The 19,116-nt window shown below is 67.3% G+C and carries 15 protein-coding genes and 1 riboswitch; of the genes, 5 read left to right on the top strand and 10 right to left on the bottom strand.

What is annotated here, in order from left to right; genetic code table 11:
- Positions 1 to 32: 32 nt before the first annotated feature.
- The 7 genes from nrfD to AC6EKW_RS02570 all read right to left on the bottom strand — a co-directional run bounded on the left by nrfD (position 33) and on the right by AC6EKW_RS02570 (position 11,593).
- The gene (nrfD, locus tag AC6EKW_RS02600; protein ID WP_273886834.1) at positions 33 to 941 is read right to left on the bottom strand and encodes an NrfD/PsrC family molybdoenzyme membrane anchor subunit; all 909 of its coding nucleotides are present in this window, start codon (positions 939 to 941) and stop codon (positions 33 to 35) included.
- Entirely contained in the window at positions 938 to 1,702 is a 765-nt protein-coding gene (locus AC6EKW_RS02595; RefSeq protein ID WP_420542019.1) for a 4Fe-4S dicluster domain-containing protein, read from the bottom strand. Before AC6EKW_RS02595 ends, nrfD begins: the two co-directional genes overlap by 4 nt.
- 137 nt (positions 1,703 to 1,839) lie before the next feature.
- Complete coding sequence (gene fdh / locus AC6EKW_RS02590) at positions 1,840 to 5,058, bottom strand: formate dehydrogenase (protein ID WP_273886832.1); 3,219 nt, start codon at positions 5,056 to 5,058, stop codon at positions 1,840 to 1,842.
- A gap of 124 nt (positions 5,059 to 5,182) precedes the next feature.
- Entirely contained in the window at positions 5,183 to 5,620 is a 438-nt protein-coding gene (locus AC6EKW_RS02585; protein ID WP_273886831.1) for a PPC domain-containing DNA-binding protein, read from the bottom strand.
- The gene (locus AC6EKW_RS02580) at positions 5,621 to 8,698 is read right to left on the bottom strand and encodes an FAD-binding and (Fe-S)-binding domain-containing protein (RefSeq protein ID WP_273886830.1); all 3,078 of its coding nucleotides are present in this window, start codon (positions 8,696 to 8,698) and stop codon (positions 5,621 to 5,623) included.
- 15 nt (positions 8,699 to 8,713) lie between these two features.
- A complete protein-coding gene (locus AC6EKW_RS02575) occupies positions 8,714 to 9,802 on the bottom strand; it encodes an enolase C-terminal domain-like protein (RefSeq protein ID WP_273886829.1) in 1,089 nt (362 codons plus the stop codon).
- Positions 9,803 to 11,593, bottom strand: coding sequence for a thiamine pyrophosphate-requiring protein (locus AC6EKW_RS02570; RefSeq protein WP_273886828.1), 1,791 nt, complete (start codon positions 11,591 to 11,593; stop codon positions 9,803 to 9,805). It abuts the gene before it with no gap.
- 231 nt (positions 11,594 to 11,824) lie between these two features.
- On the opposite strand from AC6EKW_RS02570, the gene AC6EKW_RS02565 reads away from it, so the two are divergent.
- The 5 genes from AC6EKW_RS02565 (at position 11,825) to AC6EKW_RS02545 (ending at position 15,131) form a co-directional block, all read left to right on the top strand.
- Positions 11,825 to 12,901, top strand: coding sequence for a lysylphosphatidylglycerol synthase transmembrane domain-containing protein (locus AC6EKW_RS02565; protein WP_273886827.1), 1,077 nt, complete (start codon positions 11,825 to 11,827; stop codon positions 12,899 to 12,901).
- A gap of 199 nt (positions 12,902 to 13,100) precedes the next feature.
- Positions 13,101 to 14,000 carry a manganese catalase family protein gene (locus tag AC6EKW_RS02560; RefSeq protein WP_273886826.1) on the top strand — a complete coding sequence of 300 codons (900 nt, stop codon included), beginning with the start codon at positions 13,101 to 13,103 and terminating at the stop codon, positions 13,998 to 14,000.
- A 126-nt stretch (positions 14,001 to 14,126) separates the two neighbouring features.
- Positions 14,127 to 14,261 carry a hypothetical protein gene (locus tag AC6EKW_RS02555; RefSeq protein ID WP_273886825.1) on the top strand — a complete coding sequence of 45 codons (135 nt, stop codon included), beginning with the start codon at positions 14,127 to 14,129 and terminating at the stop codon, positions 14,259 to 14,261.
- Positions 14,262 to 14,675 carry an AhpC/TSA family protein gene (locus AC6EKW_RS02550; protein WP_498513743.1) on the top strand — a complete coding sequence of 138 codons (414 nt, stop codon included), beginning with the start codon at positions 14,262 to 14,264 and terminating at the stop codon, positions 14,673 to 14,675. It abuts the gene before it with no gap.
- A 24-nt stretch (positions 14,676 to 14,699) separates the two neighbouring features.
- Positions 14,700 to 15,131, top strand: a complete 432-nt coding sequence (locus AC6EKW_RS02545) for a hypothetical protein (RefSeq protein WP_273886824.1) — start codon at positions 14,700 to 14,702, stop codon at positions 15,129 to 15,131.
- Between the two features lie 5 nt (positions 15,132 to 15,136).
- Here AC6EKW_RS02545 and AC6EKW_RS02540 read toward each other — a convergent pair whose 3' ends face one another.
- The 3 genes from AC6EKW_RS02540 to AC6EKW_RS02530 form a co-directional block, all read right to left on the bottom strand.
- The gene (locus tag AC6EKW_RS02540) at positions 15,137 to 15,706 is read right to left on the bottom strand and encodes a DUF924 family protein (RefSeq protein WP_273886823.1); all 570 of its coding nucleotides are present in this window, start codon (positions 15,704 to 15,706) and stop codon (positions 15,137 to 15,139) included.
- A complete protein-coding gene (locus AC6EKW_RS02535; protein WP_273886822.1) occupies positions 15,699 to 17,642 on the bottom strand; it encodes an APC family permease in 1,944 nt (647 codons plus the stop codon). The genes AC6EKW_RS02540 and AC6EKW_RS02535 overlap by 8 nt, the downstream gene beginning before the upstream one ends.
- Before the next feature lie 39 nt (positions 17,643 to 17,681).
- A riboswitch (cyclic di-AMP (ydaO/yuaA leader) is annotated at positions 17,682 to 17,845 on the bottom strand.
- A 337-nt stretch (positions 17,846 to 18,182) separates the two neighbouring features.
- Complete coding sequence (locus AC6EKW_RS02530; RefSeq protein ID WP_273886821.1) at positions 18,183 to 19,064, bottom strand: alpha/beta fold hydrolase; 882 nt, start codon at positions 19,062 to 19,064, stop codon at positions 18,183 to 18,185.
- Positions 19,065 to 19,116: the final 52 nt, after the last annotated feature.

Genomic DNA, 19,116 nt, shown 5'->3' with positions numbered 1-19,116 from the left:
GCCCTCACCCTGCGCGAGACACGCAAGAAAAGTTACAGCCCCTTCCTCCTGCGCCGCTCGCGCTGGTGTTCGACGGTATATCTCGGGTCGCGTGCGGACTGGAAGCCGGCCTTGTACACCGACCACCGCTCGCACAGGGCGCCGGCGAGGATCATGGCGCCCCCGGCCACGGCCGCCGCCCGGTTCTTCCCGCCCGCGAGCCCGAGCACCGCTGCCCCGGCCCCAGAGAGCGTGGTCGCGAGCTTCGAGTACCGTCCGGCCTCCTCCTTCTCGTAGGGTTCGGCCAGAAGCCTGCCCAGGCGGCGCTTCATCAGCTCCGCGGCCCCTATCTCGGCGAGCACTCCCCCGACGGCGAGCCTGCGGGCCGGGGCGGCCTCCCCCACCGGCGTGAAGACCGCCGCGCACGCCCCGGCGCTCGCCGCCGCGCCCGAGGCGAAGACGAGCGGGAGCTCCTTTCTCGCCTCGTGCCAGACCGGGACTGAGGTGTCCGCGAAGAGAACGGCGGTGTAGGTCGCGAGCGGGAGCCCGAGCAGGGCCGCGGCCCCCTCGAAAAGGGTGCGGGCACGCGGGAATACGCCGAACACGTCCGAGGTCGCCGCGATCCCGGAGGAGAGCCCGAACGAGGAGAGCACCCAGGTGCCGATGGACATCGGGGAGGTGGGCTTCACGACCCGGAGCATGTTGAGGAAGCGTTCCGGGCGTCCGAGGTCGGAGATGAGGAGCACCGGGCTCACCATCGCCCCGCCCAGGGCGGCGAGGCGGGCGCTCCTGGCGAGCCTCTGGTTGCCGGAGAGGTCGGCGGCCAGCGCCAGCGGCGCCGAGGCCCCGGCGAGCCCCCCGGTGAAGAAGTACCAGGGGATCTCCCAGGTCCACACCGGTTCCTTTATGACCGGACGTCCGTAGTAGGAGTCCGTGCGCCGGCCGTTGCGTTCCTCGCTCATCTTCCACCCCCTATGAACGCGGCGGCGACTCCGGCGGCGAGCGCCCCGGCGGCGAGCGCCGCCGCCCCCCACAGTCTCCCGAGCTTGCGGGTCACGACCTCCGGGTCGGGCGGTAGCCCGTAGACCTCGGGCTCGTCCAGCAGGAGGAAGAAGGCCCCCATCCCGTACTCCTCTTCGTTCGCTCCGTAGAGGCGGGCCTCCTCCACGCCCGCCTCGTGCAGCATCTCCAGACGCCCGTTGGCCTTCTCGCGCAGCTCGTCGAGAGGGCCGAACTGGATCGAGTCCGTCGGGCAAGCCTGGGCGCAGGCGGGCTCCATCCCGCCCTTGAGGCGATCGTAGCAGAGCGTGCACTTCCAGGCCCGCCCGTCATCCTCCCTCCGGTCGAGCACCCCGAAGGGGCAGGCCGGGATGCAGTAGCCGCAGCCGTTGCACACGTCCTCCTGCACGACCACGGTGCCGAACTCGGTGCGGAAAAGGGCCCCGGTCGGGCACACGTCGAGGCAGGGCGCCTCGGTGCAGTGCTTGCAGACGTCCGAGGACATCAGCCACCGGACGTCGCCGTCGGCGTCCGGGACCTCGGTGGGGATGCGCTGCTCGATGAAGGCCACGTGCCGCCAGGTGTTCGCCCCGAGCGAGCTGGTGTTGTCGTAGGACTCCCCGGTAAGCTCCCCGATGACGTCGGGGACGTCGTTCCACTCCTTGCAGGCGACCTCGCAGGCCTTGCACCCGATGCACACGCTGGTGTCGGTGAAGAAGCCCATCCGGGGCCTCTCCTCCCCGTAGTAGCGCTGCCCGAGCGGGATCAGCGGTCGGGTCTCGGGGGTCTCGTGCCCCTCGATGTTGTAGGCGTCGGAGACGCCGGGCCTCCCGGACCCGGGGATTATGTGGCTGGAATCGCTCAACGTCTGCCTCCTCCGTCGTGGCTCTCCGCGCGGCGCCGGTAGTCCTCGACGAGCTCGACGAGCGCGCGGCCCCGAGGCTTCCGGCCGGGCCGGATGTCGCAGGTCGCGGCCTTGTACTCGCCGATGTGGACGTTGGGGTCGAGCGCCAGGGCGAGCAGGTCGTTGGCCGGGTCCCCCGTCACGAGCCCCTTGCTGCCCCAGTGGTAGGGCAGACCGATCTGGTGCACCACCCTCCCCTGCACCTTCATCGGCTTGATGCGGTCGGTGACGAGCACCCGCGCCTCTATGGCGGTGCGCGCGGTGACGATCGTCGCCCAGCCGCCGTTCTCGAGCCCGACCTCGCGCGCGAGCTGCGGGGAGACCTCGCAGAACATCTCCGGCTGCAGCTCGGAGAGGTGCCCGATGGTACGGGTCATCCCGCCGGCGGTGTGGTGTTCGGTGAGCCGGTAGGTGGTGAAGACGTACGGGAAGACCCGCGACCCCGAAGGGTTGTAGGGGTTGTCCGGGCGCGGGAACTGCTGGCGCACCGGGTTCGACTGCTGGGAGTAGAGCGCGTTCTCGAACGGGGACTCGTGCGGCTCGTAGTGGGTGGGGAGCGGCCCGTCGGTGAGCCCGGCGGGCACGTAGATCCAGCCGCGCCCGTCGGCCTGCATGATGAACGGCTTGTCGCCGCGGATGGCGTCCTCGGCGACGGCCCCCTCCTCGGGGACGTAGTCGGGGCGCTTGGTCGCGGCGATGTCCGGCACGTCGTAGCCGGTCCACCTGCCGTTCTCCTCGTCCCACCAGACGTACTTCTTGCGCTCCGACCAGGGTCTGCCCTCGGGGTCGGCCGAGGCGCGATTGTAGATGATCCTGCGGTTCATCGGCCACGCCCACGCCCACTCGGGGGCGACGTAGCTCTCCTGCTCCCAGTAGGGCTTCTTGCGCGCGGCCTGGTTCACCTCGTCGGCGTAGACGCCGGCGTAGATCCAGCAGCCGCACGCGGTCGAACCGTCGTCCTTGAGCGGCAGGTAGCTCGGCAGGGCATCCCCGTTCTCGTCCCAGCCGCCGATCTCGCGCAGCACGGCCTCCGCGTCGGGCTCCTCGTGCGGCCCTTTGGTCGGGTAGTCCCAGGTGAGGTCGAGCACCGGGCGGTCTTTGGGGTCGTCGGAGCCGGCGAGCTTCTCGCGGATCTTCCGGCCGAGATGGTACATGAACCACAGCTCCGAGCGGCAGTCGCCCTCGGGATCGACGGCCTTGAAGCGCCACTGCAGAAGGCGCTGGGTGTTGGTGAAGGTCCCCTCCTTCTCGGTGTGGGCCGCCGCCGGCAGGAAGAAGACCTCGGTCTTTATCTCCTCGGTCTTGAGCTCCCCGGTCTCGAGCTCGGGGGCGTCGTACCAGAAGGAGGCCGTCTCGACCTCGGTCATGTCGCGCACGACCAGCCAGTCGAGGTTCGCGAGCGCCAGCCGCTGCAGCTTGCCGTTGGCCGCCCCTACGGCCGGGTTCTCGCCCATCACGAAGAAGCCCTTGCACCAGCCGTCGATCATGCCCATGAGCGCCGGGTAGATCGAGTGGTCTCCCGTGAGGCGCGGTAGATAATCGAAGCAGAAGTCGTTCTCGGCCGTCGCGGCGTCGCCCCAGTAGGCCTTGAGCAGGCTCACCATGTAGGCGCGCATGTTCCCCCAGTAGCCGCTCTTGGCGGCGTTGCGCTCGACGTAGGTGTCGAGGTCCTGGTGCGCGTGGGCGTGGGGCATCGGCAGGTAGCCGGGGAGGATGTTGTAGAGGGTGGGGATGTCGGTCGAGCCCTGTATGGAGGCGTGCCCCCGCAGGGCCAGTATCCCCCCGCCCGGGCGCCCGATGTTGCCGAGGAGCAGCTGGATGATCGAGGCCGCCCGGATGTTCTGAACCCCGTGGGTGTGCTGGGTCCAGCCGACCGCGTAGCAGAACGCCGAGGTCCTCTCGCGCCCGGAGTTCTCGCAGAGGGTCTCGGCGACCTCCAGGAATCGCTCCTTCGGGCAGCCGCAGATCTCCTCGACTTTCTCCGGGGTATAGCGGCTGAAGTGTTTCTTCAGGATCTGGAAGACGCAGCGGGGATGTTCGAGCGTGGGATCCAGCTCCGGCGGCTCCCCCTCGACCCCCAGCTCTCCGGCCTGCGCGTAGTGCGCCTGCTCGCCGGTCACCCCGCCCTGCTCGCGCTGACCGGCGGCGCCGTGCACGGTCGTCCCGGCGTACTGCCAGGTCTCGGTGTCGTAGGCGCCCTTCTCGGGGTCCCATCCGGAGAAGAGCCCGTCGAGGTCTTCGGTGTCGGCGAACTCTTCGTTCACGATCACCGGCGCGTTGGTGTAGTGGACGACGTAGTCCCTGAAGTAGCGTTCGTTCTCGAGGATGTAGTTGATGATCCCGCCGAGGAACGCGATGTCGGTGCCGGCTCGGATGGGGACGTGCAGGTCGGCGACCGCGCTCGTGCGGGTGAAGCGGGGATCGACGTGCATTATCTTCGCACCCCGCAGCTTGGCCTCCATCACCCACTGGAAGCCCACGGGGTGGTTCTCGGCCATGTTGGACCCCATGATCAGGATGGAGTCCGCGTTGGCGAGGTCCTGCTGAAAGGTGGTCGCCCCGCCCCTACCAAACGAGGTCCCGAGACCCGGGACCGTGGAGGAGTGTCATATGCGGGCCTGGTTCTCGATCTGTATGGCGCCGAGCGCGGTGAAGAGCTTCTTTATCAGGTAGTTCTCTTCGTTGTCCAGCGTCGCCCCGCCGAGGTGGGCGAACCCCAGCGTGCGGTGCAGGGGGCGGCCTTCCTCGTCGGTGTCTTCCCAGGTCTCCTCGCGGGTCTTTATGACCCGGTCGGCGATCATGTCCATCGCCGTATCGAGGTCGAGCTCTTCCCACTCTGTGCCGTAGGGCCTGCGGTACTTGACCTTGTACTCGCGCGTGGGGCTCTGCACGAGGCTGCGCGAGGCAGAACCCTTCGGGCAGAGCCTGCCGCGGGAGATGGGGCTCGCCGGGTCACCCTCGATCTGGGTGATCTTCCCGTCCTTGACGAAGATGCGCTGCCCGCAGCCGACCGCGCAGTACGGACAGACCGACTGAACCACCCGATCCGCCGTCCGCGTGCGCGGCTCGAGGTCCCGCTGGCGCCGGGACTGCGCCGCCGGCCCGAGCCCCCACCTGTCCGCGCCCTTCGCCTGCCGGAGCACGGACCACTCCGGGATGAAGCTGCGTATGCCCAAAGGCTCTTCCTCCTCTTCTCGAAGAAGCTCGTTTTCGCGCCGGGGCCGGATGAGCCGCCCCTCGGCCCTTCACAGGCTCTCGTTTCATTCTAAGCGCAGAGGCCCGTCAGGCAAAGCCTCTTCCCTACTGCGGACTGAGAAGGGCCAGGCCCGTCTCCGGGTCCGTCCGGCGCCTGAGGTGCTCCGGGGACTCGATGACGGTGACCTCCAGGATCGGCCTCGCGTATCCCCGGATGAGGTGTCCTCCGCGGGTCGATCCGTCCCGCCGCCCGACGACGGCGTGGGCGTGCAGGCTGGGCTCCCCTCCGGAGAGCGCGATGTCCCCCACGAGCGAGAGCACCTCGACCTGCTCTTCGACCGGGATCTCCTCGTATTCCTTCCTCTCCACGTCGAAGTAGCCCAAAGTGGCCCGCGAGAAGGCCCCTATCGCGGTGAGGCTCGCCGCGTCGAGCCGGTTCTCCTTCGCGAAGTCCGTGATCCCCTCGACGACCTCCTCGCCCGGCTCGAAGGCGAGGACGAAGGTCCTCTGCCCCCGCTGCTCGTGCACCTGTCTCGCCTTCATCTACGCCCTCCTCCTCAGACCCCAGGCTATCGCGGCCGCAGCGGCGATGCCCCCGGCCGCGGCGAGCGCCTTCACGCCCGGCCCGCCGTCGTCGAGCACCACGTCCGGGTAGGCGCGCTCGGGATAAGCCCCCCCCGGCCCTTCCTCACCATGGTCGAGGGCCATCTTTATGACCTGCGCGAGGTGCAGCGGCCGACGGTCGGTCCCCTGCTCGACCTGCGTCTTGCAGGAGAAGCCGTCGGCGATGAGCAGCGTCTCGCCCCCGGCCTCGCGGACGGCCGGAAGGAGCCGCCGCTCCCCTATCCGCATCGAGATGTCGTAGTGGTCGCGCTCGAATCCGAAGGACCCCGCGAGCCCGCAGCAGCCGGAGTCGAGAACCTCGTAGTCGAGCCCGATCCTCCGCATCAGCTCCACGTCGGCCTGGGTCCCGATCACCGCCTCCCCCTGGCAGTGGCTGTGGAAGATCGCCTTTCGGTCGAGCTTCGGGGGGACGTAGTCTTCCTCGACGAGAAACTCGCTCAGCGTGCGGGTGTTCTTGACCAGGCGGTTCGCGTCCTCGTCGTGGGGCATCATGTTCGGCAGCTCGTCGCGGAAGGCCGCGGCGCAGCTCGGCTCCACCACGACCACCTTGATGCCTTCCCGCACGTACGGGGCGAGGGAGTCGACCAGCCGCCGCAGGAACCTCCCGGCCGTATCGAGCATCCCGTAGTCGTAGAGCGGCCGGCCGCAGCAGAGCGCCTCCTGCGGCACGAGCACCCGGTATCCCGCGGCCTCGAGGACCTCGACCGAGGCCTTCATCGTCTCCGGATGCAAAAAGTTGTTGAACGTGTCGGGGAAGAGCACCACGGGCGGCCCGTCGGTGTGGCGCGGCGTGTGCTCCCTCATCCAGTCCTTGAAGGTCCGGGTCGCGAAGGGGGGCATCTCGCGCTCCGGGGCGATCCCGCCGAGCCGCTTGACGAGTGCGCTCACCCCCGGTGTCTGGGTGACGAAGTTGGCCAGGCGCGGGGCGTACTGCGCCAGTCGGGCGTGGAGCATGATGAGCCCCATCGTATAGGCGTACGCCGGGCGCAGCCTCCCTTTGTAGTATTTGGAGAGGAACTCGGCTTTGTAGGTCGCCATGTCCACGTGGACCGGGCAATCCCCCTTGCACCCCTTGCACGAGAGGCAGAGGTCGAGCGCGTCGAAGACCTCCTGGCTCTTGAAGCCGTCGGTGATCGTCTGCCCCCGCAACATCTCGTGCAGGATGCGGGCGCGGCCGCGCGTGGAGTGCTCTTCCTCCCTGGTGACCATGTAGGAGGGGCACATCGTGCCGCTCGAGGTGTCCCGGCACCGGCCGACCCCTACGCAGCGCAGGCTGGCGTTGGCGAAGCTGCCACCATCTTCGAGGTAGGCGAAGTGGGTCTTCGGGTTGTGCGGGTCGTAGTCCGTGCCGAGGTTGAGGTTCGAGGTCATCGGGTTCGCATCTATGACCTTGCCGGGGTTCATCTTCCAGTCCGGGTCCCAGATCGCCTTGAACTCCCGGAACGCCTGCATCAGCTCCTCGCCGTACATCTTCGGCAAAAACTCCGCCCGCTGCTGACCGTCGCCATGCTCACCCGAGAGAGAACCACCGTAGCTGGTGACGAGGTCGGCCGCCTCCTCCATGAAGGCCCGCCAGTTCGCAAGGCCCTCGGCGGTCTTGAGGTCGAAGTCTATGCGGCAGTGGATGCACCCATCGCCGAAGTGGCCGTAGAGGGCTGCATGGTAACCATGTTTGTCCATCAGCTGCTTGAAGTCGCGCAGATAATCGCCAACCTTGTCCGGGTGGACGGCGGCGTCCTCCCAGCCCGGCCAGTGCTCGCGCTCCCCCGGGATGTGGGCCGTCGCCGCGAGCCCCGCCTCTCGGACCTCCCACAGCTCCTGCTCCTGCGGCGGCTCGTCCAGGAGCTTCATCGAGGGCGGAGCGCCGCCGCTGCGTAGTTTTTCCATGAGCCTTCTGGCCTTCTCGTCGCTCTCCTCGGTGCTTTCACCGCCGAACTCGACCAGGAGCCACCCGTTGCCCTCGGGGAGGATCGAGACCTCCCTCTCGTGCATGCCCTTGATCAGCATGTTGTGAACCAGGCGCTCGTCGATACCCTCGAGCCCTATCGGGCCGGCCTCGAGTATCTCAGAGATGTGGTCCCCGGCCTCGTACACGCTCGGATAACCGAGCACGAGCAGCGAACGGGCCGGCGGGCTGTGCACCAGCCGCACCTTAGCGCTGAGTACGGTGGCCAGCGTGCCCTCGCTGCCGACGAGGGCCCGGGCGACGTTGAACCCCTTCTCGGGCAGCAGCTCGTCGAGGTTGTACCCTGAGACCCGGCGTGGTATCTGGGGGTAGCGCTCCCGGATCAAACCTGCGTAGCGGTCGCGCAGCTCCCTCAACCTCCGGTAGATCTCGCCTTTTCGCCCTCCCTCCGCGATGATCTGGTCGAGCTTCTCCTCTTCGTTGCAGCCCACGGTCATCCTGGTGCCGTCGTAGAGCACCACGTCCATCTCGTAGACGTTGTCGGAGGTACGACCGGCCATCACGGAGTGTATGCCGCAGGAGTTGTTGCCGATCATGCCGCCGAAGGTCGCCCATTTGTGGGTGGAGGTGTCGGGACCGAAGGTGAGGTTGTACTGCGGCTCGGTGATGTCGGTGAGCTGGTCGTGGACGACGCCGGGCTGCACGCGGGCGCTCCCCATGTCGCCGGGCCCCTCGTCGGGGTCGATCTCCAGGATCCGGTTCATATACTTGGAGAAATCGAGGATCACGGCGACGTTGGTCGTCTCGCCGGAGAGGCTCGTTCCCGCGCCTCGCGAGAGCACCGGGGCTCCGTGGCGGCGGCAGACCGCCATCGTCGCCAGCACGTCGTCGGCGTCCTTGGGCAAGACTACACCGAAGGGGACCTGCCGGTAGTTGGAGGAGTCGTGGGCGTAAGCGGCGCGGGTTCCGGCATCGAAGCGCACCTCACCCCGCACCCTCTCGCGCAGCTCGGCCTCGAGCGCGAGCGTGTTCAGGTTGAGGCGCTGGCGTTCCGTCAGGCGCCGGCCTCCGTCGTGCAGCATGTCCGTCATATCTCCCCTTTCCCTCTATACGGAGTACTTCTCTGCCGCGTCCCGCCGCAGCTCGAGCCCGAGGCCGGGCCGGGAAGGGTCGGGACGCAGACATCCCCCCTCGGGCTCGAGCGTCCCGTCGAAGAGCATCCGCTCGATGCGCACGTGGTCGTGGAAGTACTCCAGGTGCAAGAGCGTCTCCATCGCACAGCAGGCGTGGGCCGAGACGGCCGGGGCGCAGTGGGCGGAGAAGGGTATCTGACGCCCCTTGCAGATGCCGTCGGCCCTGAGCAAACTCGTGATCCCGCCGCAGCGGGTCACGTCGGCCTGCAGGATGTCCACGCATCCTGCGAGATCGAAGAGCTGCGGCAGGGTCCACTCGTACTCCCCGGCGGCTATCGCGAGCCCCGCGGGCCCGTGGTCGCGCAGCATCCTCATCCCCTCCCGATCCTCGGAGGAGACCGGCTCCTCGAGGTAGGTGATGCCCTCCCCGGCGAACCACCCGGCCCAGTAGAGGGCCTGCTTGCGGGAGTAGGCGCCGTTGGCGTCGACGAGGAGCTCCACCCCGTCCCCGATCGCCTCCCGCGCCGCCCTCACCCTCTCCGGGTCCTCCTCCGGTTCTCTGCCCACCTTCATCTTCACCCGCGGGATGCCCTCCGAGGCCCACCCGCCGAGCTGCTCCTGCAGCCTCTCGAGCGTGTAGGAGGTGAACCCGCCGCTGCCGTAGACCGGGACCCGCTCGTGGAAGCGGGGCAGGACGTCGGCGAGCGGGAGGCCGAGCAGTTTCGCCTTGAGGTCCCAGAGCGCTATGTCCACCGCGGAGACGGCCATCGCCCCCACCCCGGGCCGCCCGGCGTTGCGGATCGCAGAGTGCATCTCCTTCCAGACGGCGGGCGGGCTCATCGCGTCCGAGCCCTCCGCCACGCTCCTGAGCTTGGACTCTACGAAGGTGCCCACCGAGACGTCGCCGTAGGTGTACCCGAAGCCCCTCTCGCCACCCCCGGAAACCTCGACCAGGATCATGGTCGTCGAATCCCACTCGAGGGTCCCGTCCGACTCCGGAGAGTCGGTCGGCACGGTGTAGGCGGAGACCTCGAGGCTCCCCACCTTAGCCTCCGGTGCCATCTACTCGCCCCGGCCAGAGAGGAACTCCTGCAGCTTGCCCTTTATGGACTGCCGGACGATCTCGCCGCGTGCCGGATCTCCCCGGTAGAGCGCCTTGAAGATCCCCTGCGCCTGCTCGAAGCGGATGTGCGGCGGCAGCGGCGGCACTTCCGGGTCGGTGATGGCCTCGTAGAGCACCGGCTTCCCGGAAGAGAGGGCCTCGTCCCACGCCGGGCCGACGTCGTCGGGGTTGTCCACCCTGATCCCTTTGAGCCCGAGCAGCTCGGCATATCCGGCGTAGTCGAAGTCGGGCAGAACCTGCGAGGTCTCGACCTTGGGGTCGCCCTCCATCACCCGCTGCTCCCAGGTGACCTGGTTGAGGTCGTCGTTGTGCAGGACCAGGATGATGCACCGCGGGTCGCTCCAGCGCTCCCAGTAGCGGGCGACGTCGATGAGCGCGTTGATCCCGATCATCTGCATCGCCCCGTCGCCGAGACAGGCGATGACGGGCCTGTCAGGGTTGGTGAACTTGGCCCCGATGACGTAGGGGACCGCCGGGCCCATCGTCGCGAGCGTCCCGGAGAGCGCCGCCCGCATCCCCTCGCGCAGCTTCAGGTGGCGCGCCCACCAGTTGGTCGCCGACCCGGAGTCGGAGGTGAGGATGCACCCGTCGGGGAGCTTGGGGGAGAGCTCGTGGAACACCCTCTGTGGGTTTATGGGGTTGGCACCCTCCATCGCCCGCCGCTCGAGGATCTCCCACCACTCGGCCACACCCTTCTCGATCTCTTCGCGCCAGGAGCGGTCCTCCTTGCGCTCGAGCATCGGGATGAGGGCCCGAAGCGTCTCCTTCGCATCCCCGACCAGGTTGACCTCCATCGGGTAGCGCATCCCGATGAGCCGGCCGTCTATGTCTATCTGCACCCCCCTGGCCTGCCCTACCTCGGGCAGCCACTCGGCGTAGGGGAAGCTCGACCCGACCATGAAGAAGGTGTCGCAGTTCTCCATCATGTCGTCGGAGGGTTTGGAGCCCAAAAGCCCTATCGGCCCCGTGACGTAGGGCAAATCGTCGGGGAGCACGTCGCGGCCGTTTAAGGCCTTGGCGACCCCGCAGCCGAGGATCTCCGCGACCTGCTTTATCTCTTCGGCCGCGCCCCTCGCGCCCTGCCCGACGAGCATCGCGACCTTCTCCCCGGAGTTGAGAACCTCCGCGGCCCGCTCGAGGTCCCGCTGCTGCGGGACGATGCGCGGCATGGTGATGTCGGTGCTCGAGTAGGTCGCCCCGTGGGTCCGCGGCGGCTCGGAGTACTCCATCTCGGCGACGTCGTTCGGGACGATCACGCAGGTCACCGTGCGCGAGGTCTTAGCGATCCGGTAGGCCCGGTCTATGAGGTGCCCGATCTGGGTCGGCTCCATGCAGTACTGCACGAACTCGTGCGCCACGTCCTTGAAGAGCGTCTGCAGGTCGACCTCCTGCTGGTAGTCGCTCCCCAACGACATCCTCTTCTGCTGCCCGATGATCGCCAGAACCGGCTGCCGGTCGAGCTTGGCGTCGTAGAGGCCGTTGAGGAGGTGTATGGCCCCGGGTCCGGAGGTCGCCATGCACACCCCCACCTCGCCGCTGAACTTGGCGTGGGCGCTCGCCGCGAAGGCAGCTACCTCCTCGTGGCGCAGCTGGATGAACTCCGGGTCGTTGTCCGCCCGGTTGAACGCCCCGAGGATGCCGTTGATCCCATCCCCCGGGTAACCGTAGATGCGCTTTACATCGAGCTCTCTTAAGCGCCTGAGTATGAAGTCTCCCACCGTCTCGGCCAACGCGGGTCCTCCTGTTTTCGGGTTCGCTCCCCACCACGCGCCGGTGGTGGCATACAGGATGATTATTTCCAGGGCCGGTAAAGCAGGGATAAAGTTCTGTGAGCCTCCGGTAAAGAAGCGTTAAAAACCTCTTCATGCCAGGGCGTATCCCCGATCACTTCCGCGGGGAGATGGAGAAACGGTGGTACGATTCACCGGAAATCCGGCCATGCGAAAGTCCGGGAGGGACGGGTGAAGAAATCGCTGCTCAGCATCCTGCTCGGGCTGCTCTTGAGCGCCGCGGGTGTGATCGTCGCGGCCCTCAGCGTCAAGGGATCGCTCAGGATAGTCGAAGTCTGGCCCATAGTCGTTGGCGGTCTGGTCACGCTCACGGTGTGGATCGTGCAGGGCACCGCCCTCGCCGTACTCTCACGCAACGACGTGGAGGCGAACCCGGTCGCGGAGCGGCACCTCCTGGGACTTCCCATACTGAAGACCACCCGCGTCTACCTGGTCACCCAGGCGGTCGGCGCGATCACCCCGTTCGCCGGCGGGGAGGTTGCGGCCCAGATCATGGAGCTCAAACGCCTGGGGCTCCCGGCGGACAAGGGCAGCGCCGTGGCGACCGTCAAGGCGATAGCGAACGTCACCTCCCTCGCCATCGGCGCCGTGATCGGCCTGTTCTTCGTCTCCCACGTCCCGTTCGTCGGCAGGGTAGAGGCCAGGGCCCATCAGGCCCAGAACGCCGGCATCCTGTGGCCTCTGGCCGGCGTCTTCGTCGGGGTGGTCGCGCTGCTCGCCGCGGGCGGCTTCGCGGTGCGCCGCTGGAGGAAGAGGCGCGAGCGCCAGCGTGACGGGCACGCCGCAGAGCACTCGACCCTCTCCTCCTTCAGAGAGCGCCTCGCCAGATTCTTCCGCAACTACAGGGACGACCTCCTCCTGCTCTGGCAGGACAACCCGAAGGGCGTTGTCGCCGCCTTCCTGCTCATGGCCGTCTTCTGGCTGCTCTACCCCCTGCTCGGAGTGCTCGGCCTGCTCGCCGCCGGATGGTCCGGGGAGCACTGGATAGCCGTCTTCACCGCCCAGTACATACTCTTCCTCGTCATCCCCTTCGCTCCTACCCCCGGCAACAGCGGCGCCGCCGAGGTCGCATTCGTCGCGCTCATGAACGCCTACGTCGGCCACGGCTCGCTGCTCGCCGGCGTTATCATCTGGCGCTTCCTGAACCACTACTCCGAACTCATCACCGGAGCTCTGCTCGCCGGACCCAGCATCTGGGACGACATCAAAATAGCCCGGGAAGAGCTGGCCTCCGAGAAATCCGATTGAACAAAACCAAGAACTGTTATTGTTTTCACAATTTACGTTCGGCCGGCATTTTCGGGCCTCTTCGCTGGGGGTAGAATGCGCCGCCTGGAGATGGAGGCGAGAAGAACGGAGGAGGTGATCCACGGGAAGGTGTGGAGGTGACGATCGGCCTTTCGTGGAGAATCCGGAAGACCCACCTGGCTAGAAAGGGGAGGATCGCATGTATCTCCGGATAGACAGGCTGCAGGTGGAGCTGCCGATGCCGGAGGAGCCCGATCCCAACGCCGCGGCGGCGGTGCAGGAGCTTCTCGGCGGGCGTTTCGGCGAGATGTCGACGCTCATGAACTACACCTACCAGTCGTTCAACTTCCGGGGGCGCAAGAAGGTAAAGCCCTATTACGACCTCATCGCCAACATAGCCACCGAGGAGCTCGGGCACATCGAGCTGGTGGCCGCCACCATAAACAGCATGCTCACCGGCGCCGCCGGCGAGACCGAAGACGGTCATGCGAACCCGACGGGCACACCCCTCTCCGGGCTCACGGGCGTACGCAACACCCATCACTTCATCAACAACGGGGCGGGAGCCCTCGCCGCCAACTCGATGGGGCAGCCCTGGCAGGGTGATTACGTGTTCAACTCCGGCGACCTCGTGCTCGATCTCCTGCACAACTTCTTCCTGGAGAGCGGGGCGAGGATGGGCAAGATCCGCGTCTACGAGATGACCGACCATCTGGTCGCCCGCGCGATGCTCGGGTATCTGCTCGTGCGCGGTGGAGTGCATCAGGTAGCCTACGCCAAGGCGCTCGAGGAGCTCACCGGCGCCAACGTCACCAAGATGCTCAACATCCCCAACATCCCCAACTCCGAGTTCCCGGAGACGAAGAAGTTCCTCGACTCGGGCGACCACCGCACCCTCTACCGCTTCTCGCCCGACGACTTCAAGGACATCGACAAGATCTGGAAGGGCCCACACCCCGACGACGGCCAGGAGGTCAGGGTGCAGGACGGCCCGCCGGAGGGCGGTCAGCCGGCCGATCCGCCGGAGGAGCCCAACGTCTACGCGCCGGGTTATCATCCGGGAGAGCTCGCGGAGATCGCCCAGCGGCTCCTGAGATAGCGCCGGGAAACCGGTGGCTGTGGGGCGGCGCGGAAGGCCTTCCGCGCCGCCTTCGTACGTTCTTCCACAGGCTCGGGCGCCGGAGCGGATAGAATCGCACCTGAGGACAACGGAGAAGGAGGCCGCGTGGCGGAGACCGGGGACAGGATAGAAGACTTTGGAGAGGTGACGTTCACGCGCACCGACGGGACGGAGGTGAACCTCACCGAATTGCACGGTGGCCGTCCTCTCGTCCTCGCCTTTCTGCGGCACCTCGGGTGAATATTCTGCCGCCGGTGGGTCGCGCAGTTGCGCGGCGGGAGAAGAGAATTCGAAGAGAGAGGAGCCCGGGTGGTGCTCGTGAGCATGGCAGCTCCACCACAGACCGCCGAGTTCTGCGAGAAGATGGACCTGTCCTTCGAGTGCCTCTGTGACCCGGAGCAGCACGCCTACCGGGCATTCGGGCTCAGGCGCGGCGACATCCTGGAGGTCGCCGGCCCGCGCAACTGGGGCAGCGGGATCCGGGCGATGCTCGAAGGACACCGGCAGGGCCCCACGGCCGGAGATCCCATGCAGTTGCCCGGGGCCTTCGTCTTCGACGCCTCAGGGAGGCTGCGCCTGGCGCACTACGCCAGCGCCTCGGCGGACAACCCACCAAACGAGGCGCTCCTCGAGGCGCTCGACGGTGGCTGGTAGAGGAGGCTCGGGGGCAGGGTCTCCTTGAATGACGCGCTTCAGAAGGCGCAAGCCTATCTGGACATGCTCTCCGGGGAAAGCATGGAGCTCGCCTGGGGTCGGAGAACAGATCAGGATCGGTACAGGATAATGCTCGCCGCCCTACTCTTCGGGGACGAATTCGAGCGTCGCACCCGGGACGGACTACCCGCCGACGAGCCGGGAGAACGCCGGCTCCTGATGGACATCATGAGCGCGGTAGTGGAGCGCTTCGCGGACCTGGAGAAGCTGGATCGGGAAGAGGCCGCCGCCTTCCTCGGGGATCTCACCAACCGCGACCACATACTGGAGCTCGACGAGGTCATCGAAACCTTCGAGCAGGAAGGCGGCCAGAGGAGCCTCGACGAGGTGTTGCGCGAGGTCGTCGAGCGGCGGAAGGAACGCCGGGCCTGGGCCCGGCACTGGAGCTCCGGCTGAAGACGTCAGAAAGGAGCTCCGGGTCCCGAGAGAAACTCCAGCTCTTCCGGCGTCGAACGCCGGCCCAGGATCTCGTTGCGGTGCGGGAAACGTCCGAAGCGTGCGATCACCGCCTCGTGCCTGAGCGCGTACTCCAGCACCTCGGGTCTGCCCAACTCCTCTTCCAACACCCGGAACAGCCTGACCGAGAGGCGCTGGTCTTCGAGGTCCTCGCTGTGCTCGAAGGGCAGGTAGACGAACATCCTCTCCAGCGGGGTGAGGAGACGGTCGAAGCCCCTCTCGAGCGCCTCGCGGGCGACCTCGCGCGCCAGGTGGTCGGTCGCGTAAGAGCGAGGCTCGCCCCGGAACATGTTGCGGGGGAACTGGTCGAGCAGCAGGATGAGGGCGAGGGCGCCGCGGGGCGTCCCCTTCCAGTCTCCGAGCCCGCCGGCAGCCGCCAGCTCGTAGTCGGCGCGGAACCGTTCGCTCACCTCACGGTCGAAGTCCTCGCCACCCCCGAACCACTCCTCGCGGAACTCCCGGCTCTCCCCGAACCAGAAGCGCAGGATCTCCTCCCGGCGGTCCAACTCATCCACCGACGTGTATCGCGGGACGTTTCCCAGGGTCGGGCTCCGCCTCGCGCAGCACCTCGCGGGTCACGGGCGGGATGTCTCCCTCGCCGAAGAGGATGTAGCGGACCAGGTAGACCAGGGGGTTGCCCTCGGTCCAGCCGAAGTAGCAGTGAGGCTTCGCGCCGGTCTCGTCTCTCAAATACAGCAGGAAGGCAGCTATCGCGTTCGGGACGCTCGAGCTCTCCGCCCGCAGCACCCGGTAGCCGTCCACCCTCACCCCTCTCACCTCCATCACGTCGGTGAACTCCGAGGGGTCGGCCACGTCGACCTCCAGGAACAGAACCGGAACCTCCCGCGGGATGTGGTTCGCCTCCCGCTGTTCACGCTCCTTCAGCTCGTACTCGCGACGGTCGCCCGCCTGCCGGCGGTTGGCGATTATGTGGATCTCACCCGAGGAGAGCGCCTCTTCGATGAACCTCCAGGCAGCCTCGTCCAGCTTTATGTCCTCCTGTCGCAGCTCTGTCGAGCGCAACGCCCGGGAGACGAGGGAGACGAAGATGATCGCCGCGATGAACAGTATCGAGATCACGATCCCGTTCGGCTGGGAGCGGATGTTCTCGACGTCGGCGTAGAGCATCACCAGGGTTATGAGCCCGAAGACGAGCGTCGGCCTGTGCCTGCGCTGCCGGCGCATGGCGACCGTCACGGCCAGAGCGGCCGAGGTCATCATGATCAGCACGCCCGTCGCGTACGGACCGCTCTGCGCGTTCACCCCGGCGTGGAAGGCGAGCGTTATCGCGAAGGCTATCGCGCTGAAGACGAGCACCATCGGCCTTACCGCCCGCCCCCACTCCGGGGCCATCCCGTAGCGCGGCAGATAGCGGGGCACGATGTTCAAAAGCCCCGTGAGCGCCGAGGCTCCGGCGAACCAGAGGATCGTGATCGTGGAGATGTCGTAGATCGTCCCGAAGGTATTGCCCATGTACTGATGCGCGAGGTAGGCGAGCGCCCGGCCCGCGGCCTTGCCGCCCGGCTCGAACTCTCTGTGCGGGATCAGGACCGTGGTGACGAAGCTCGTCGTGATCAGGAAGAAGCTCATGATCAAAGCGGCCGTGGTGAGCATCTTGCGGGTGTTGCGGATGCGTCCGGCGGGCCGCTGCGGGTCGTCGCCGGGGTCGCCCTTCACGAGCGGCATCATCGAGACGCCGGTCTCGAACCCCGAGAGTCCGAGCGCGAGCTGCGGGAAGACCAGAAACGAGACGACGACCATGTCGAGCGGGTTTCCGTAGCCGTGCAACAGGGCGTCCTTCCAGTGGGAGAGGTACGCCGGGTGCTGGAGGATCATGTAGAAGCCGAAGACGACGATGAGCAGGTTGAGGAAGAGGTATGAGAAGACGAGCACGATCGCGATGCCTATGGCCTCGCGGAACCCTTTGAGGAAGACCCCGCCGAGGATGGCGAGGAGCACGAGCGTGATCGCCGTCTCTTTGTCGTGCAGGAAAGACGGCACTATCGGGTTCTCGGCCAGATGCGTCGCACCGTCGGCAGCGGAGAGGGTTATCGTGAACATCCACGCCGTGCCGACGAACCCGAGCAGGCACAACACGAAGATCTTGCCCTTCCAGAACGAGAGCAGGTGCTCGAGCATCGCGATCGAGCCCTGCCCGTGCGGGCTGTGGTAGGCGACCCGGCGGTAGGCGGGGAGCATCCCGAAGAGCGTGAGCAGGACGATGAACATCGTCGCGATCGGCGAGAGCGCTCCCGCGGCGAGTCCTGCTATGCCGGGGATGTACCCCAGCGTCGAGTAGTAGTCCACCCCGGTCAGGCACACCACCTGCCACCAGGGGTGCTGCTCGCGGGCCTCCTTGATGTGCGGCCCCTGCATCTCCTCGATACGGTTCTCGAGCAGCCAGGTGCGGAACCGCGAGGAATGTCCCTTGGAGCGAGTGGCCCTGATCATCTCGGAAGGCTGCAGGCGGGCCGCAAGGTGATTCGCATCATTCCCTTCCTCTCGCGCCTGCGGGGTTAGCTGTCGGGTTCGGACCGGAAGAGAGAAGCCCTACGCCGTTGCGGCGATTCACCCCGGGGAGGACCAGCCGTCCTACCCCGTGGTTCCCCCGTCCCCCGGCTCTCCGACGGCCGGAGGTTCGGCGAAGATCTGATTTTTCGTCCATGGCTCCCGGAGGTATACCCCCGCACCAGGGGGTTGTCAACCGGGCGGCACGGTTCGGGTGGTGGCGCATCGGGAGGAAGGTGCGTGTTTGGTCAGCATGTAGCCACAGGAGACGGATACGTCGTTTCTGAGGAGAACAAACAGAGCCCGCTGGCCTCCGGGCGGCCGCGCCTTCGGCCGGGAGGGCATATACCCGCTCGCGGCGCTGGCGACGCTCTTCGCCCAAACCGAGTGGTACGCGAGCGCCGTTCTGATCCTCGTGCTCTCGGCCGCGGCGGTCTACCACCTCGTCCTGCGCACCCGCCGCCGCAAGGCCAAAGGCCTGCTCTAGCGCGTCCAGCCTTCGAGGAGCACACCGGCCCACCGGCCGACGGCCGGCTCCCACATGAGCGTGTAGTGGTTGGTGTCCTCCAGGAGGATCGACCCTCTCACGTCGAACGAGTCCTCCATCTGACGTCGCACTTCCTCGGGGATGAGCGGCGCGCTCCCCGGGAAGAACCCCTCCGCTGCGCGCACCAGCGCGACCGGGCACGAGATGCGGCTCATCTCCGCGGTGGTCAGCGCCGAGCGGGCAACGTCCTCCGCATCCTCCGTACAGGCCACTAAAGAGGCCTTGGGCCGGTAGCCACCTTCGACCTCCTCCAGGTCGTAGCGGTAGTAGTCGGCGAGTTCCGGTGGCAGATCCCGCATCGTCACCCCCTCTTCCGGATACCAGAACCGGAGGTAATCGTCGGGGCTCTCGAAGTTCATACGGAGCCGGCTGAAGGAGCGGGCGAGCCCCTCGGAGACCCCGCCGGAGAGCTCTTCCCGCCCCTCCACCCGCGGCCAGCCACCGTCGAGGAGCACGAGCGCCCGCACCCGTTCGGGGTGCGAGAGCGCCACCCTCTGCGCGACGAACGCCCCCATCGAATGGCCGGCGAGCGTGGCCCGCTCCAGACCGAAATGGTCTAGCACCCGCACCACGTCGCGCGCGTGGGCCTCGAGCCCGTAGGAGCCGGGACCGGGCTTCTCCGAGTCCCCCCGGCCCCGCAGGTCCACCCCGATGAGCGGCCGCCTGCCGGCGAGACGCCTCGCGAGCGCGTTGAACGAGCGGTGTTGCGCGCTTATCCCGTGCAGGCACACCACCGGGTCGTCTCCTTCCCCGGATCGCCAGACGGCGAGTCCGACCTCGCCGTGTACCAGCTCTCTCCGCCAAAGATCAGACGTCACCCTCGTCCCTCCCGTACGATAGAGCCCGCACGCGCTCCTCCCCGGCCACACC

This window comes from Rubrobacter sp. M3-4 (assembly GCF_059772285.1).
The sequence above is the reverse complement of the archived record's forward strand: the minus strand, read 5'-3'. Positions and strand labels throughout refer to the sequence as shown.